Source organism: Flavobacterium sp. (genome assembly GCF_044349645.1).
Lineage (GTDB): Bacteria > Bacteroidota > Bacteroidia > Flavobacteriales > Flavobacteriaceae > Flavobacterium.
Genome location: NZ_JBIKQP010000003.1, coordinates 1 through 17,414, shown reverse-complemented (window position 1 = coordinate 17,414; position 17,414 = coordinate 1). Strand labels below are relative to the sequence as shown.

The 17,414-nt window shown below is 31.6% G+C and carries 18 protein-coding genes; 12 read left to right on the top strand and 6 right to left on the bottom strand.

From position 1 onward, the window contains the following. Position 1 precedes the first annotated feature (1 nt). The 4 genes from mreC to rodA are packed head-to-tail and all read left to right on the top strand — an operon-like array spanning position 2 to position 4,479. Positions 2 to 826, top strand: a complete 825-nt coding sequence (mreC, locus tag AC9UFV_RS01140) for a rod shape-determining protein MreC (RefSeq protein ID WP_509571919.1) — start codon at positions 2 to 4, stop codon at positions 824 to 826. Then, the gene (mreD, locus tag AC9UFV_RS01135) at positions 819 to 1,325 is read left to right on the top strand and encodes a rod shape-determining protein MreD (protein ID WP_509571917.1); all 507 of its coding nucleotides are present in this window, start codon (positions 819 to 821) and stop codon (positions 1,323 to 1,325) included. Before mreC ends, mreD begins: the two co-directional genes overlap by 8 nt. Further along, on the top strand, positions 1,322 to 3,211 hold the full coding sequence (locus AC9UFV_RS01130; protein WP_509571915.1) for a peptidoglycan D,D-transpeptidase FtsI family protein: 1,890 nt from the start codon (positions 1,322 to 1,324) through the stop codon (positions 3,209 to 3,211). The genes mreD and AC9UFV_RS01130 overlap by 4 nt, the downstream gene beginning before the upstream one ends. A 5-nt stretch (positions 3,212 to 3,216) precedes the next feature. Beyond that, the gene (rodA, locus tag AC9UFV_RS01125) at positions 3,217 to 4,479 is read left to right on the top strand and encodes a rod shape-determining protein RodA (protein ID WP_509571913.1); all 1,263 of its coding nucleotides are present in this window, start codon (positions 3,217 to 3,219) and stop codon (positions 4,477 to 4,479) included. A 2-nt stretch (positions 4,480 to 4,481) separates the two neighbouring features. Here the strand turns inward: rodA and AC9UFV_RS01120 are convergent, their stop codons facing one another. The 4 genes from AC9UFV_RS01120 to AC9UFV_RS01105 all read right to left on the bottom strand — a co-directional run bounded on the left by AC9UFV_RS01120 (position 4,482) and on the right by AC9UFV_RS01105 (position 7,262). Then, positions 4,482 to 5,267: a DNA/RNA non-specific endonuclease gene (locus AC9UFV_RS01120; protein WP_509571911.1), complete on the bottom strand. Its 786-nt coding sequence runs from the start codon at positions 5,265 to 5,267 to the stop codon at positions 4,482 to 4,484. 5 nt (positions 5,268 to 5,272) lie between these two features. Further along, entirely contained in the window at positions 5,273 to 5,620 is a 348-nt protein-coding gene (locus AC9UFV_RS01115; RefSeq protein WP_509571909.1) for a phage holin family protein, read from the bottom strand. A 49-nt stretch (positions 5,621 to 5,669) separates the two neighbouring features. Continuing rightward, complete coding sequence (locus AC9UFV_RS01110; RefSeq protein ID WP_509571907.1) at positions 5,670 to 6,434, bottom strand: alpha/beta fold hydrolase; 765 nt, start codon at positions 6,432 to 6,434, stop codon at positions 5,670 to 5,672. A gap of 114 nt (positions 6,435 to 6,548) precedes the next feature. Next, positions 6,549 to 7,262, bottom strand: coding sequence for a pyridoxine 5'-phosphate synthase (locus tag AC9UFV_RS01105; RefSeq protein WP_509571905.1), 714 nt, complete (start codon positions 7,260 to 7,262; stop codon positions 6,549 to 6,551). A 100-nt stretch (positions 7,263 to 7,362) separates the two neighbouring features. Here AC9UFV_RS01105 and AC9UFV_RS01100 point away from each other — a divergent pair, with 100 nt between their 5' ends. The 8 genes from AC9UFV_RS01100 to murI all read left to right on the top strand — a co-directional run bounded on the left by AC9UFV_RS01100 (position 7,363) and on the right by murI (position 15,805). Continuing rightward, positions 7,363 to 8,022 carry a CBS domain-containing protein gene (locus tag AC9UFV_RS01100; protein WP_509571903.1) on the top strand — a complete coding sequence of 220 codons (660 nt, stop codon included), beginning with the start codon at positions 7,363 to 7,365 and terminating at the stop codon, positions 8,020 to 8,022. Between the two features lie 28 nt (positions 8,023 to 8,050). Next, complete coding sequence (locus AC9UFV_RS01095; RefSeq protein ID WP_509571901.1) at positions 8,051 to 8,935, top strand: NAD kinase; 885 nt, start codon at positions 8,051 to 8,053, stop codon at positions 8,933 to 8,935. Between the two features lie 143 nt (positions 8,936 to 9,078). Then, positions 9,079 to 9,765 carry a type IX secretion system protein PorG gene (gene porG / locus AC9UFV_RS01090; RefSeq protein ID WP_509571899.1) on the top strand — a complete coding sequence of 229 codons (687 nt, stop codon included), beginning with the start codon at positions 9,079 to 9,081 and terminating at the stop codon, positions 9,763 to 9,765. Continuing rightward, positions 9,762 to 10,502, top strand: a complete 741-nt coding sequence (uppS, locus tag AC9UFV_RS01085) for an undecaprenyl pyrophosphate synthase (RefSeq protein WP_509571897.1) — start codon at positions 9,762 to 9,764, stop codon at positions 10,500 to 10,502. The genes porG and uppS overlap by 4 nt, the downstream gene beginning before the upstream one ends. Next, positions 10,435 to 13,185, top strand: coding sequence for an outer membrane protein assembly factor BamA (bamA, locus tag AC9UFV_RS01080; protein WP_509571895.1), 2,751 nt, complete (start codon positions 10,435 to 10,437; stop codon positions 13,183 to 13,185). The genes uppS and bamA overlap by 68 nt, the downstream gene beginning before the upstream one ends. A gap of 32 nt (positions 13,186 to 13,217) precedes the next feature. Next, positions 13,218 to 14,426: an OmpH/Skp family outer membrane protein gene (locus AC9UFV_RS01075; protein WP_509571893.1), complete on the top strand. Its 1,209-nt coding sequence runs from the start codon at positions 13,218 to 13,220 to the stop codon at positions 14,424 to 14,426. Between the two features lie 38 nt (positions 14,427 to 14,464). Then, the gene (locus AC9UFV_RS01070; RefSeq protein ID WP_509572023.1) at positions 14,465 to 14,962 is read left to right on the top strand and encodes an OmpH/Skp family outer membrane protein; all 498 of its coding nucleotides are present in this window, start codon (positions 14,465 to 14,467) and stop codon (positions 14,960 to 14,962) included. A gap of 66 nt (positions 14,963 to 15,028) precedes the next feature. Further along, a complete protein-coding gene (gene murI / locus AC9UFV_RS01065) occupies positions 15,029 to 15,805 on the top strand; it encodes a glutamate racemase (RefSeq protein WP_509571891.1) in 777 nt (258 codons plus the stop codon). On the opposite strand, the gene AC9UFV_RS01060 is transcribed toward murI, so the two are convergent. After that, positions 15,802 to 16,320: a gamma carbonic anhydrase family protein gene (locus AC9UFV_RS01060; RefSeq protein ID WP_509571889.1), complete on the bottom strand. Its 519-nt coding sequence runs from the start codon at positions 16,318 to 16,320 to the stop codon at positions 15,802 to 15,804. The two genes, murI and AC9UFV_RS01060, sit on opposite strands and share 4 nt — an antisense overlap. Before the next feature lie 50 nt (positions 16,321 to 16,370). Beyond that, positions 16,371 to 17,369 carry a PorP/SprF family type IX secretion system membrane protein gene (locus AC9UFV_RS01055; RefSeq protein ID WP_509571887.1) on the bottom strand — a complete coding sequence of 333 codons (999 nt, stop codon included), beginning with the start codon at positions 17,367 to 17,369 and terminating at the stop codon, positions 16,371 to 16,373. Between the last annotated feature and the right edge of the window lie 45 nt (positions 17,370 to 17,414).

Here is a 17,414-nt window from a genome sequence, read left to right as displayed (position 1 = left end):
GATGCAGCAAATATTCAATTTTATTTTTAAAAACAGCCATCGATTGCTGTTTTTGCTGCTTTTACTGATCTCATTAGTCTTGACTATTCAATCCCACTCTTTTCATAGAAGCAAGGTGATTTCGTCTGCTAATTTTTTAAGCGGTGGTGTTTACGAAAGTATTAATGGATTTAGTGAATATTTAACTTTACAAAAACAAAATGAAATTCTTGCAAATGAGAATGCTCGTTTGAAAAGCCAATTATTCAACATAAAAGATTCAACTTTAGTTCCTAGTATTGACAGCATTAAAGGTGTAGACAAAGTGAATTTGATTGTATCTAAAGTAATTCACAATTCTTATAATGTATATGAAAATTATATCACTATTAAAGGTGGAGAAAAAGTTGGAATTAAACCAGACATGGGTGTAATTAACAGTTTAGGGATTATCGGAATTGTAGATAACACATCAGAAAAGTACGCTACTGTGGTGAGCATTTTAAATAGAAAATCACAAATAAATGCTAAAATTAAAAAAACTAATCATTTCGGATCTCTAATTTGGGATGGGAAAAATACCGGTTTTGTTCAATTAATTGACGTACCGAGATTGGCTGCAATTAGAAAAGGGGATACTATTGTTACTGGTGGCCAATCGGTAATTTTTCCTGAAAATATTAATATTGGAACAATCGATAAAATATACATTGACGATCAAACCAATTACTATACACTTAATGTAAAATTATTTAACGATATGACGAATTTAGGTCATGTTTATATCATTAAGAGTAAAGACCGCGAAGAAATTATCAACCTAGAAAAACAGACAAAAAGTGAATAGCACAGTAATTATGAGCTTCGTCCGTTTTTTCTTGTTGCTTGCTGCACAGATAATTATATTCAATAATATTGATTTGTTCGGCTATATAAATCCGTTTCCCTATATTTTATTTATCATATTATTCCCAGTTAACGGAAATAAACAATTATTGATTGTTACGAGTTTTTTATTAGGAATAATAATGGATATATTTAGTAACTCAGGCGGAGTTCATGCAGCTTCATGTTTGATTTTAGCCTACGCTAGACCCTATATTTTCAAATTTTCATTTGGATTAAGTTACGAATACCAAACCATAAAAATTAATGATTCATTATCTCCTGAAAGATTTTCTTTCTTATTGCTTTCGGTAGTAATTCATCATTTTACCCTTTTTATTTTGGAGGTGTTTCAGTTGAGTTCCCTTTTTGATATCCTATTTAGAACAATCATTGGAACATTATTTACATTACTTGTATGCATAATTTTAATATATATATTTAAGCCAAGTAAACGATGAGAAAAGCACTACTTCCTCTAATTATTATTATTGCAACTTCATTGCTATTAATTAGAATTTTTTATCTTCAAGTAGTTAATGATACTTTTAAATTACAATCGGAAAATAACGCAATTAAAATAAAATATGACTATCCTGAAAGAGGTTATATTTATGACAGATATGGCAAATTATTAGTTGCCAATCAGCCCTCTTATGATATCATGGTGATTCCTCGTGAACTTAAAAAAATTGATACTGCTGAATTTTGTCTATTATTAAACATCACAAAAGAATTCTTTGATGAAAGAATGGCAAAAGCAAAAATCTATAGCCCACGACTTCCATCTGTTTTTTTACCGCAATTAAATAAATTAGAATATGCTGCTTTTCAGGAAAAAATTAGAAAATTTGAAGGTTTCTATATTCAAAAGCGTTCCTTAAGGGATTATCAGATAACTGCCGGAGCTAACGTTTTCGGATTTATTACGCAAGTTAGCGAACGTGAAATTGCCAAAAACCCATATTACAATAGCGGGGATTTAATTGGAAAACAAGGGGTAGAAGAAAGTTACGAAAAAATTCTGCGTGGAATAAAGGGTGTAAAATACATTCAAAAGGACAAATTTAATAGAGAAATAGGTTCCTACAAAGAAGGGAAATACGATACAATTGCCGTTCAAGGTGAGGATATAAATCTATCTATTTCAGCAGAATTGCAAAAATATGGTGAACAATTAATGATAAATAAACGTGGTGGAATTGTAGCAATTGAACCTTCATCAGGTGAAATATTAGCTTTAGTTACAGCTCCATCGTACGATCCTGCAATTCTTGTAGGTCGTCAGCGTTCAAAAAATTACACCAAATTATATAACGATTCTATTTCAAAACCGCTATACGACCGTGGATTATTAGCTGAATATCCTCCCGGTTCTCCATTTAAAATTTTGACAGGATTGATAGGTTTGCAGGAAAAAGTAATTAATGAGCAAACTACTTTCATGTGTAACCATGGATTTAGTTATGCACGTGGAAGATTTATGAAATGTCACGGATCAGGACCTCATCAATTGCATAATGGAATCGCTTTGTCTTGTAATTCTTATTTCGGAAATGTATACATGAAAATTATTAATAAATATTTGAGACCAGAATCGGCAGTAAATATTTGGAGTAATCATGTAAAAAGCTTTGGATTAGGCCAATTTATGGGCTACGATTTACCGACTGGTAAAAAGGGGAAAGTTCCAACAGGTAAAACCTATAATAGAATGTATCCAGGTTGGCATTGGGATAGTAAAACGATTGTTTCTAATGCAATTGGTCAGGGTGAAGTATTAATGACTCCGATTCAATTAGCCAATATGATGGCGGCTGTTGCCAATAGAGGTTATTATTACACCCCTCACATTATTAAAAAAATTAAAGGTGAACAAATTGACCCAAAATTTAGAGTAAAACATCAAACTACAATTGATAGAAAATATTTTGAACCCGTTGTTGAAGGTTTATTTGGGGTATTCAATTATCCAGGAGGAACTGGAAATGCTCTTCAAGTTGAAGGAATAGATATTTGTGGAAAAACAGGAACAGCTGAAAATTTCGCAAAAATTAACGGTAAGAGAACTAAACTTCAAGATCACTCGATATTTGTTGCATTCGCACCAAAGGATCGCCCTAAAATTGCAATAGCTGTACTTGTAGAAAACGGATATTATGGAGCTAGAAATGCTGGGCCAATTGCCGTATTAATGATTGAAAAATATCTGAAAGGGAAGATTTCGAGAACAGATTTGGAAAAAAGAATGTTTGAAGTAAGTTTACAAAGTGAATATAATAAGTATTTTAAAACTAAAGTAGACTCTTTATTGATACCAAAAATGGAAGAAAATCCTGAGAATTAATCGAAATGAAAAACCAAAGCGTAACGAGTAACATAGATTGGATTAGTGTAGCTATCTATATTATTTTAGTAATATTAGGTTGGTTAAACATCTATTCCTCATCATTATCGTCGTCAGTTGAGGATGCATCTATATTTGATTTTACTCAAATTTACGGTAAGCAAATGCTATTCATTTTTTTCACAATTCCAATGGTTTTTATGATATTGGCAATAGAAGGAAAATTTTATGAAAAGTATTCTAGTGTCATTTTTGGTGTTGCATTGGTTTTATTAGCGGGATTATTTGTAGCGGGAAAAACTATTGCAGGTCAACGTTGTTGGTATGCAATTGGAAGTTTTACAATACAACCCTCCGAGTTTGCAAAAGCAGCTACGGCATTGGCTTTAGCCAAATATTTAAGTGATGTTCAAGTGAATTTAAAAGATATAGATAAACAAATTAAAACTCTCTTAATCATTTTTTTACCAATACTATTGATTTTACCACAACCTGATCCAGGAAGTGCTTTAATTTTTACAGTTTTCTTATTAGTACTTTACAGAGAAGGATTGCCTTCATGGTATTTATGGGCTGGTTTTGCAGCAATTGTATTATTTGTTTTCTCCTTATTATTTGAACCTTGGGCAGTAGCAATTATGGCTTTAATTGTTATTGTTTTTTATTATTTAAAAAGTAGAATTGGAAACAGAAATATTATAGCAAGTTCTATATTATTTGTATTAATTTCTGGCTATGTTTTTTCAGTGGATTATGTTTTTGACAACGTTTTTAAACAACACCACCGCGACCGTTTTAATATTTTATTAGGTAAAGAAGTAGACATGAGAGGTATTGGATACAATACCAATCAGTCGGAAATTGCTATTGGATCTGGTGGTTGGTTTGGAAAAGGATTTCTTGAAGGAACCCAAACCAAAGGTGGATTTGTTCCTGAGCAACACACCGATTATATTTTTACAACAGTAGGCGAAGAATGGGGATTCATCGGGTCCTTAATTGTTATTGGATTATTTGCTGGTTTATTATTAAGGATAATTTATCTCGCTGAAAGACAAAAAACAAAATTCAGTAGAATTTATGGACAATGTGTAGCTGGAATATTATTCATTCACTTCTTTGTAAATATAGCGATGGTAGCTGGGATTTTTCCAACTATCGGGGTGCCACTTCCGTTCTTTTCCTATGGAGGTTCAGGACTTTGGGGCTTTACCATTTTACTATTTATTTTCTTAAAAATGGATGCCAATAAAGTGAATGAGTGGTAATATTAAAATGCCCAAGCTTTATAATCACTTTTACTTTCTAGCTCTTTTTCAATTGCATCATTTAATTGTGGAAAAAAGTCAATTCCGGTCATTTTCTCAACTGAATCAACCGAAACAACAAACTTATATAATGGATCTTTGCTTTTAACACTCGGCATTAAAAAAGCTACCATTTTATCTTTCCCTTTAAAATTACAATAAAGAATTTTATAAAAATAATTTGGAATTGCTACTTTTTCAGAACCAATTGTTGGCAATCCTTTGTGTAATATTCCTCCAGTTACCACATAAATTCCATTATATTTGGTTGCCCAATATCTTGATTTTTCTTCTAATAGTTTCCAAATCCCACCATTAAAATTATGCTTTTGCGGTGAAATATTTGAGGTATAGAAAGTTTCGTCATAAGCTGTTTTTGAAAATCTCATATCGGCAGCTGCACATAAATGCCCTCTGTCATAACCTGATTTTTTATAATTGTCTGTATCCGCCGATTCGGTAGTAACTTTTGGATCATTTATAAATCTTGGTCTTTTATAATGTCCAATACCTTCATTTTGACTTCTTAAGAAATAGGAAACCCATTCTGCTTGTTCGTATTTTTCATTGTAAGAAAGCGCATAATATCTGTGTTTAATTACTTGCTTGGTAGTAGAAGTTGGCAAATAAGTAAATGGATTATTATCTTGTAAAGTTGCCGATTTAGAGGTAAAACTTACAAATGAAATTAATAAAAATATAGATAGTCCTAAAAATAATACCTTACGATATTTGAATCCCTTTTTCATGTATTTTATTTTTTTTCATCTTTTATCAAACCGTACATAACTGATTGTAATAGCGATAATACTATACTGAAAATTAATGCATCAAAGAAGGAATCTACTCTAAAACCACCAACGATTTTTGCACATAAAAGAATTAATAATGCATTAATAACAAGGAGAAATAATCCCAAAGTAAATACCGTTACTGGAAGAGTAAATAGAACAAGAATTGGTTTTACAAATATATTTAGCAATCCCAGTACTATTGCAACAATAATTGAAGTGGTAAAATTATCAACATGAACTCCATTCATTACATTTGAAAGGAACATTACCAATATTGAACTAAAAACAATTTTCATAAATAGCTTCATAATATCTATTTTTTTATGAATATAAATTTAATAAATAATTGAACTAAAATTACATTTTCAAGAAATTTTTGGTTAGTTCAAAAAAAACTTGAGGTTTTTCAGCATGAAGCCAATGTCCTGCATTTGAAATAGTATTGATTACAGCCTTTGGAAAATGATTATAAATTTCATCAATATCAGAATCAAGGATATAGTTGGAATTTCCTCCGCGAATGAATAAGGTAGGATTTTCAAAAAGTGCATTTTCATAAAGAGCGGTGCCAATTTGCTCAATTTGAATATTGAAAACTGCTAAATTAAATCGGAATGCCAATTGGCCAGGTTCAACCCAATACAAACTTTTTAATAAAAATTGGCGTGTGCCAATATCGGGAATGTATTTTGAAATGGTTTCTTCTACTTCACTCCTACTTGGCTTCAATGAAAAATCAACTGCATTTAGACCTTCCAAAATGGTTTGATGGTGCTGGGGATAAAACTTTGGACCGATGTCAGCAACAATAAGTTTGTCAACCAAATTAGGAAATTGTGTTGCCAGAAGCATGGCGACCTTACCACCCATTGAATGTCCGATGCAATCAATATTGGTTAAATTATTTTCATCACAATAATCAACCACATCTTGAACCATTACTTCATAATTGAAAATATCAGAATGAAAACTACGCCCGTGATTTCGAAGATCTAGAATATGAACTTGAAATCCATCTTGGGCATATTGAGAACCTAGTGTTTTCCAATTGTCTGACATCCCCATAAATCCGTGGAGAATTAAAAGTGGTTTTCCTTGACCTTCAATTTTTGAATAAAGCATAATTATGATTTATGTTCGGGGTTGCGTGAGGGATGGAAGTGGAAATCCTTTGTGTAGCTCAGCGAAACAAAGATTGCAACGTACAGCCCGACCCTTGTGGTCACGCCCCAATTATTATTTTAATTTTTGCAAATACATGTTTACCACATTGTCTAATCCGAGATATAAAGCTTCGCAAATTAAGGCATGACCGATGGAAACTTCGAGTAAATTTGGTATGTTTTGATTAAAATATTGTATGTTTTCCAAGCTTAAATCGTGCCCAGCATTGATTCCTAAATTCAATTCGTTGGCTAATTTGGCCGCCGAAACATAGGGGTCAATTCCCGATTTATTTCCCAATCCAAACTGGTAGGCAAAACTTTCGGTATACAATTCGATTCTGTCGGTACCAATTTTTGCTGCACCTTCAATCATTTCTAAAGTAGGATCTACAAATATGGAAGTTCGAATGCCGTTTCGTTTGAATTCTTGAACCATTTCAGTTAAAAAATCTTGATGCTTTATGGTATTCCAACCTGCATTTGAGGTAATTGCATCGACAGCATCGGGAACTAAAGTTACTTGCGTAGGCTTTACATCTAAAACTAAATTCACAAATTGAGATTCTGGATTTCCCTCAATATTGTATTCAGTGTAAACGATGTTTTTCAAATCTCGCGCATCTTGATACCGAATGTGACGCTCGTCTGGCCTTGGGTGAATGGTAATTCCTTGCGCTCCAAATTTTTGAATATCTGTAGCAACTTTAAGTAAATCGGGTACATTTCCGCCACGTGCATTTCTTAAAGTGGCAATTTTATTAATATTTACGCTTAATTTTGTCATTGACTTTTTGCTTAATAATTCTTGACAAAAATACAAAGTAAAACACGTTGATTTATGCTAAATTTTGATTATTTTGCAGTCGGTTAAACAACAATTTTAAATGTTAGCAATTACAGATTATATAAACAACGATTTTAAGGCAATAAAAAGCTCCGATTCTATTGAATCAATTATGGATTTTTTTGAAGAGTCTCGCTTTTCCCATTTTCCAGTGGTTGAAGAGGGCGTTTATATCGGTTGTATTTCATCTGAAGAAGTTGAAACTTATGATTCAAGTAAAAAAATATCCGATTATAGTTATTCTTTAAAAGGATTTTATGTGCGAACAAATTTGTTTTGGATTGATGTTTTAGAGGTTTTTTCAAGAAACAATACTACCGTAATTCCTGTATTAGATGAAGAAAACAACTATGTTGGATATTATGAAATCACGGAAGTAATTCGTAATTTCTACGACACTCCATTCGTAAAAGATTTTGGCGGAGTGATTATTGTAGAGAAATCTATTTTGGATTTTACAATGAGTCAAGTAGTTCAAATTGTGGAAAGTAATGGTGGGAAGATCTTAGGTTTGTATGTTTCAAATACTACTTCTGACAAAGTTCAAGTTACTATAAAAATTGTTTTGGGAGGCATGAATGAAATTTTACAGTCTTTTAGAAGGTACGAATTCGATATTATTTCGGAACATAAAGAAGATATTTTTCTGAATGATTTGAAAGATCGATCGGCCTATTTGGATAAATATTTAAACATTTAGTAATTAGTTTTCTGTTAATTATCATAAAATGAAAGTAGCAATTTACGGACAATATTATCAAAATAGTACGGAACCAATTATCCGAGACATTTTTGTTTTTTTCAATGAGAATCAAGTCGAAATGATTATTGAAGAAGCATTTTTGAAGCTATTATATGAAAAACAAATTGTAAAAAAAGAATATAAAACGTTTCAATCTCATGCTGAATTAGACGGTAGTTTTGACATTATGATTAGCATTGGTGGAGACGGAACTATTTTAAGAGCGGCTACTTTAGTTCGTGATTCTGGAATTCCAATTTTAGGGATCAACGCAGGAAGATTAGGTTTTTTAGCGATGGTTCAAAAAGATGAAATTGCTGAATTTTTACAATTAATTATTGAGAAAAAATATACTATTTCAGAAAGAAACCTAATCAGTTTATCGGGAACTCCTGAAATTGCTGAAATTGCTGATATTAATTTTGCAATGAATGAAATTTCAGTAAGCCGAAAAGATACCACTTCGATGATAACGATTGAAACATATCTAAACGATGAGTTTTTAAATTCGTATTGGGCTGATGGGCTAATAATTTCAACACCTACAGGTTCCACTGGCTATTCTTTAAGTTGCGGTGGACCAATATTAACTCCAAACGTTTCAAGTTTAGTAATTACTCCTATTGCTCCTCATAATTTAAACGCCCGACCTCTAGTAATTCCTGACGATACAATTATCCGATTAAAAGTTACCGGTCGAGAGGAACAATATTTAGTTTCCTTAGATTCAAGGATTGCATCGGTTAAAAACGAATCGGAATTAACGATTCGAAAAACACCATTTAAGATTAAAATGGTCGAAATCCATGAAGAGACCTTTTTAAAAACACTTCGCAACAAACTACTTTGGGGAGAAGACAAAAGAAATTAACCACTATTTTTTGAATTCGGTATACTACAACCGATCTATTTTCGTTTTTTATAATTACAATATGAAAAATTGCCTTTTATTTCAGAAATCATGGGCGATTTTGAACCTATAATTGTTATATTTGCAAGCTATTTTTAAAAAGGATGAATAGAAATTATATCTTATTATTTTTACTGTTGGGATTTACAAATGTAAATGCTCAAATTCATGAAATAGGAGTATTTCTTGGAGGTAGTAATTATATTGGAGATGTTGGACCAACAACCTATATAGCGCCTGATGAATTCGCGTTTGGCGTGCTATATAAATGGAATAAAAGTCCGAGACATTCTTGGAGATTTTCTTACAGTCAAGCTAAAATTACTTCTTACGATTTAAAATCAAATTCACCAAGTAGAACTCCAAGGGGTTTATATTTTGAAAATAATATAAAAGAAGTATCTTTAGGGCTTGAATTTAATTTTTTTGACTTTAATTTGCATGACTTTGAGCCAAAAATAACACCCTATATTTATAGTGGAATAAGCTATTTTGGTTATGATGAATTGTTTTATATTGCAGGAGAACAAAAAACAGATTATAAAAACGGGCAATTAGCTATTCCAATGGTATTGGGAGTGAAAGCAAATGTTTTTGAGAGTATTATTTTAGGTGTTGAAGTAGGAGCAAGATATACTATGACAGATAACCTTGACGGGAGCAATCCAAAAAATAAAATATTAGCGCCATTGAAATTTGGAGATATAAATAGTAATGATTGGTATGTGTTTTCAGGTATAACTTTAACGTATACATTTGGAAATCGACCATGTTATTGTGTACATAAATGAGTTTAGCTGAATCTATAAATAAAGATAATTTACCAAAACATCTAGCTATAATTATGGATGGCAATGGTCGTTGGGCTAAACAAAAAGGCTTGCTTAGAGCGTTTGGACATGAAAATGGGACTAAATCTGTGCGAACTGTAGTTGAAACCTCGGCTAAATTGGGGATAGAAAATTTAACATTATATGCCTTTTCAACTGAAAATTGGAATAGACCTAAATTAGAGGTAGACTTATTAATGGAATTGTTAATTAATTCATTGAAAAACGAATTAAAAACACTTCAGGAAAATAATATTAGGTTAAATTCCATTGGAAATTTAGATTTATTACCTAAATCAGCTCAAAAAAAATTACAAGAAGTGATTGAAACCACGAAAACTAATTCGAGAATGGTTTTAACATTAGCTTTAAGCTATGGATCAAGAGAAGAACTCATAAATGCTGTTAAAAATATTAGTAATAAAGTTAAAAATAATATAATTTCAATAGACAAGATAGATGAATCAATAATAAATCAGCATCTTTACACACGTGATTTGCCAGAAGTAGATTTATTAATTAGAACAAGTGGCGAACATCGAATTAGCAATTTTTTGCTTTGGCAAATAGCCTATTCAGAATTATATTTTACTGATGTGCTATGGCCAGACTTTAGAGAAGTTGATTTGTATGAAGCAATTATTAGCTATCAAAAAAGAGAACGTAGGTTCGGAAAAACAAGTGAACAAATTAAATAAATTATTAGTGTTAAATAAAAGCATACAATTATTGCTTACGATTATATTTTTCGGAAGTATTACTCAAATAGCAGCTCAAGATAGAATCCCTTTTGACCAAGGAAAAAAATACATACTTGCCGATGTTGCTGTTACTGGAAAAATCAGCTTTAATAAACAAACAGTAGTAACGTTTGCAGGGCTTGAAAAAGGCCAAAACATTACTGTACCTGGTGAAGAAATTAGTAACGCAATAAAGAAATTAGGAAAACTGGGGCTTTTTAGTGAAATTGACTTTTTTGTTACCCAAATTAAAGCTGATAGTATATTTCTAGAATTAAATATTAATGAGCTTCCAAAATTAACTAAGGTTAAATTTAATGGTGTTAAGAAAAACAAAATTGAAGATTTAATAAAAGAAAATAGCTTAACTCCTGGAAAAGTAGTCAATGAAAACCTAATAACTACCACAAAAAATTATATTGAAAATAAATATAAAAAAGACGGATTTTACAACGCTAAAGTCAATATTAATGTAGTTAACGATACTACAGAAAATAATCGTGTGAAACTTGTAATTGGGATTGATAAAGGTGAAAAAGTAAAAATTGGGGATATTACATTCAATGGAAATTCTAAGTTTTCGGATAAAAAACTTCGTAGTGCAATGTCCGATACCAAAGTTAAAAATCCTCTAAGAATTTTTAAAGCTTCAAAATTTATAAAAGATAAATACAAAGCCGATCTTGCAAAAATCATAGATAAATACAAAGAAAAAGGATTTCGCGATGCAAGAATAGTTTCTGACAGTGTTTATTTTGATAAGGAGAAAAATAAACTTGCCATAAATATAAATGTTGAAGAAGGTAATAGATATTACTTTGGAAATATAAAATTTTTAGGAAATACCGTTTATTCAGATCAAGGATTAAGAAGTATTCTTGGGATAAAAAAAGGCGATATTTATAATGGGGTTCTTCTTGAAAAAAGAATTTCAGATAAAACAAAACCTGACGGAGAAGACATCACTAATTTATACCAAAATAATGGATATTTGTTTTCAAATATCAATGCTGTAGAGGTTAAAACAGCAAATGACACCATCGATTTTGAAGTTAGAGTTGTTGAAGGCCCAATCGCCTATTTTAATAAAATAACTGTTGTCGGTAATGACAAAACTCATGATGAAGTTATTTATCGTGAACTTAGAACTAAACCAGGTGAAAAATACAGTAAAGACGATCTAGTTAGAACCATCAGAGAAATTGGTCAATTGGGCTTTTTTGATCCTGAAGCGATTGATCCAAAATTTAAAAATGTAGATTCCTCAGCTGGTACCGTTGATATAGAATATAATTTAGTTGAGAAAGGTTCTAGCCAAATTGAACTTCAAGGTGGTTATGGCGGTGGAGGTTTTATTGGAACTTTAGGGTTGTCATTTAATAATTTCTCTTTACGAAATGTCTTTAATAAAGAGGCTTACAGACCTTTACCTATGGGGGATGGTCAAAAAGTATCTCTAAGGTTACAGGGTAGTACCTTTTTTCAAACCTACAGTATGTCGTTTTCTGAGCCTTGGTTAGGTGGAAAAAAACCAGTACAATTTAGCACTTCATTATCCTATAGTAAGCAGTTTTTGAATGACTTTGCAACTGGTCAAGTAGATAGAAGTAAAAGTTTCAACATTTTAACCGCTTCAATTGGATTAGCAAAAAGACTTACTGTACCTGATGATTCTTTCGTGCTTTCAAATTCAATTAGTTTTCAATATTATGATTTAAATAATTATAATACAGGATTATTTACATTTGGAAATGGTGCCTCAAGAAATTTTGCTTACACTATTGGATTAAGCAGAAATAACAAAGGGGTTAATCCAATATTCCCAACATATGGATCTGAATTTAGTGTTTCTGCAAAATTTACTCCTCCATTCTCAATGTTTAGTAAAATAGACTATGCAAATCTTGGCAAGCTAGCTGAATACAAATTAACCAATTCTGGTGCTGGATATTTTGATGTAAATAACACATGGGTAGCACCTGGAGATTATATTGCTACACAAGAAATAAATGGAACTAATTATCAGGTAAAAGCGGATAGCTATGTTAATGCAGATACAGATCAAGGGAAAGTAGACCAGAAAAAATTTGAATGGTTAGAATACTACAAAATAAAATTTAAAGCCGACTGGTTTACAAAAATCTACGATAAATTAGTACTTCGTTCATTAGGCGAATTTGGATTCCTAGGTTCATATAATCAAGATCGAGGAATGATTCCATTTGAGAGATTTTTTGTTGGAGGTGATGGTTTGGCAAACTTTGCATTAGATGGTCGAGAAATTATTGGTTTAAGAGGTTACCCAAACCAGTCATTAACTCCTTCTGATAGCCGTGGCGCACAAAATGGAGCAACGGTATATAACAAATTTTCATTAGAATTAAGATATCCGCTAACCTTAAAATCATCTGCATCAATTTATGCATTAACATTTGCTGAAGGAGGTGCTGCTTATGATTCATTTAGAAATTATAATCCATTTATTCTTCAGCGTTCGGCAGGATTTGGACTAAGAGTATTTATGCCAGCTTTTGGTTTATTGGGTATTGATTTTGGGTACGGTTTTGATGCACTTCCAATACAAGGTTTAACTCAACCAAATGGCTGGGAAACTCACTTTATTATTGGTCAACAATTTTAATGAAAGTATTAATTTTCTAATAAAATTAAGTTATGAGAAAACAATTTTTACTATTTTTGACAATTCTATTTTCTGCCTTTACTTTTGGTCAAACCAAAGGAGTGAAAATTGGTTATATAGATATGGAGTACATTTTACAAAATGTTCCTAGCTATACTGAAGCAAAAAACCAATTAGAGTTAAAAGCGCAAAAGTGGAAACAAGAAATTGAGGTTAGAAATAATGAAATAACAAAACTAAAAGAGGCGTTAAAAACCGAGCAAGTTTTGTTAACTAAAGAATTGATTGCTGAAAAACAAGAGGAAATTAATTTTCAGGAAAAAGAATTGTTAGATTACAATCAAAAAAGATTTGGCCCAAATGGAGATTTATTAAATCAAAAATCAATTTTAGTAAAGCCTATTCAAGATCAAATTTTTACAATAGTTCAAGATCTTGCTGATTCAAAAAAATACGATTTTATTTTTGACAAATCATCAGATTTAACAATGCTTTTTGCAGCTAAAAGATATGACATTAGCGATCAAGTATTAAGAACTTTAATTAGAGCTGAACAAAAAGAGCAATTAACAAAAAAGCAACTTAAACTTCAAGAAGAAAAAGACGCACGAGAGGATTTCATAAAAGAGAATCCTGAAATGCTAGAAAGGCAAAAAATTCTTGAAGATAAAAAATTAGCAAGAGAAAAAGCAATTGCCGATAAAAAAGCTGAAGCTGCAGAAAAAAGAAAACTTGCAGATGAAGCTAAAAAGAAAGAAATAGAAGAAAAAGCAGCTGCCCTAAAAGCACAAAATGAAGCTGCCGCTCAAGCTAGGGCCAAAGCAATTGAAGAAAAAAAGAAAGAACAAGAAGAAAAAGCAGCAGCCCTAAAAGCACAAAATGAAGCTGCCGTTCAGGCTAGAGCCAAAGCAATTGAAGAAAAAAAGAAAGAACAAGAAGAAAAAGCAGCAGCCCTAAAAGCACAAAATGAAGCTTTAGCTGAAGCTAAAAAGAAAGAACTTGAAGAGAAAGCTGCAAAAATAAAATTAGCAAATGAAGCTGCAGCTCAAGCTAGAGCTAAAGCAATTGAAGATAAGAAGAAAGAATTAGAAGAAAAAGCTGCCGCTCAAAAAGCACTAAATGAAGCAGCAATTCAAGCTAGAGCAAAGGCAATTGAAGATAGAAGAAAAGAACAAGAAGAACGAAATAAGAAACTTCTAGAAGAGAAAGAAGCCGCTAAAAAAGCAAAAGAAGTTAAATAAAAGAAAAACCAATAAATTAATAATTAATACTTAAAATGATGAAACAATTAAAATGTTTACTAATAGCTACCATTTTTTTCCTAGGTGCTAACACAATTTTTGCACAATCGAAAACTGCTCATGTAGAAGTAAATGAAATAATGTCTAAAATGCCAGCTATTATGGAGGCTCAAAAACAGTTGGAAAAACTAGGTGTTGAATACCAAGCAGTTTACAAAACAATGGGTGAAGAATACCAAGCAAAAATTAAAAAATACGAAGGAGAAGTTTCTACTGTATCTGAAAAAATGAATATCGAGCGTCAAAAAGAAGTTCAAGATATGGAAAAAAGAATCCAAGAATACGGTCAAACTGCTCAAAAAGAATTACAGTCTAAAGAAGCTGAATTGATGAAACCTATTCAAGAAAAAATTAAAGCTGCAATTCAAAAAGTAGGAAAAGCGAAAGGTTTTCAATACATTTTGAACTCTGAAAGTTTATTATTAGCTGACGGTCCAAACTTAACTGCTGACGTTAAGAAAGAACTAGGCTTCTAATTACATTCAAAATAAAAAATATAAAACTGCTCCTAATGTGAGCAGTTTTTTTTTACATTTGCTTCTATGATTAATAATAATCCCATCGGTTTGTTTGACTCAGGAATTGGAGGCACTTCCATTTGGAAAGCTATCCATCAGTTAATGCCGAATGAAAACACTATTTACCTAGCCGATAGCAAAAATGCACCCTACGGAGTTAAATCCAAAGAAGAGATTATTGCACTCAGTAAAAAAAATACTGAATTATTATTAGAAAATAATTGCAAAATAATTGTTGTGGCTTGTAATACGGCTACCACAAATGCAATAAAAGAACTAAGAGCGACCTACGATGTCCCATTTATAGGAATTGAACCAGCGATTAAGCCGGCTGCAACCCATTCTAAAACACAAACTATTGGTATTTTAGCTACAAAAGGAACCTTAAGCAGCGAGCTATTTAACAAAGCAGTTTCGCTTTACCAAGATGTAAATATTGTTGAGCAAATAGGTTTTGGATTAGTTGAATTAATCGAAAATGGTGAAATCAATTCTCCTAAAATGGAAGAACTATTACAATCCTATTTAAATCCAATGATCGAAAAAAACATAGATTATTTGGTTTTAGGATGTAGCCATTACCCCTATTTAATTCCAAAAATTAAGGAAATTTTACCAAAGTCAATTCAAATAATAGATTCAGGGGAAGCGGTTGCTAAACAAACTCAAACCGTTCTACAAAATCAAACTGGGATTAGTAATTTAGAAAAAGGAAAATGTGAATTTTATTCTAATATTGATCAGAAAGTACTTAACGATATTCTGGAAAATAAATATCCCGTTTCAAAAAGAGACTTTTAATTGTCTTCTTTAAACCAACTAGAATACATTATATAATTATTGGATATTCTTTCAATTTCACCTGCAAAATCCGATTGATCAATATCTTTTACCATCTTAGCTGGAACCCCAGCCCAGATAGTTCCTGAAGGAACAACGGTATTTTGAGTAATTACAGCACCTGCAGCAACAATTGAATTACTTTCAATAATACAATTATCCATCACAATGGCACCCATTCCTATTAGCACATTATCATGAATTGTACAGCCGTGAACAATGGCATTATGCCCTATTGAAACATTGTTACCGATAATTGTAGGATGCTTTTGATAGGTACAGTGGACTACTGCCCCATCTTGTATATTAACTTTATTACCTATTGTAATGAAATTGACATCACCTCGAATAACGGCATTAAACCAAACACTGCAAGATTTTCCAAAAGTAACATCGCCAACAATTGTAGCATTTTCAGCAACATAACAGTCTTCAGGTATAGAAGGAGATTTCCCGTTTACAGCTTTTATCAACATAGTTTAAAAAAATAGTCCCGAGGAATCGGGACTGTATGTTTAAAATTATTTTAATTATTTGCAGGACAATTACAGTGGTATCTTTCTGGCTCACAGAATAAATTTAAACCAATTGTAATTTGATGGTAGCCTGGGTTGTCAAATTTAATGTCACCAATAACTTGAGAATAGGTATAAGCAAACATGAAATTCTTATAGTTAACACCTAAAATTGGTGAAAAGAATTGTAACTTTTGTTCCGCAAGTCCATTATTTCTAGAGTATTGAGCACCATCGAAGCTTCTTCTGTAAGAAAGTGCCCCCCATATTTTACCATCCTCAAAATTTTTGTACGCTTTTAAGTTAAAATCCATTGAACTTTCTTTCGTTTTTTCAACTGATTGAAACATAATTGAAGGTTCCCAAAGAACAACATCAGCATCCCCAAAAGTATATCCAGCACTTAAAATTACTTTTCTAAGGTTGTCACTTTCAAATTCAGTGTAAATATTTCTTCTTGTTTCAACAGCATTTTTAATGGTTAAATGAGAGAAAAATTCTAAATAATTATAAGATGCTCCAATGTCAAAATTCATGTAAGACTCTTTTTGAACTATAGTACCATCAACAATTGGATCATAGTTTCCAGAATTTCTAAATTGTGTTTCATCCAATTGACTTTGAATAAGAACACCGCTTATACCAAATGACAATTGATTTAAATCGGACTCATCTCTTGAAAACATCAAGTGGTGTGCGTAAGTTAATTTCAATCCTTTTTGAGAATGATATCCGTTAACATCATTAAAAATTATCATCCCAACACCTGATTTTTCATCTAAACGACCATTTATACTCAATGTTTGCAATTGCGGTGCGTCCTGCTGTTCAAACCATTGTTTACGTGCTGTTAATCTTATTTTGGTACAACTTGAAGCTCCCGCCATTGATGGGTGAATCAAATAATAATTGTCGGATAAATAATCTGAATATACCGCAACTCCTTCCTGAGAGAAAGTAAATTGTGCAATAAAAATCAAACCTAAAATGTATAATTTTTTAATATTCATTTCTTATAATTCTTTTATGAATTGGAATATATGGTGATAATAAAA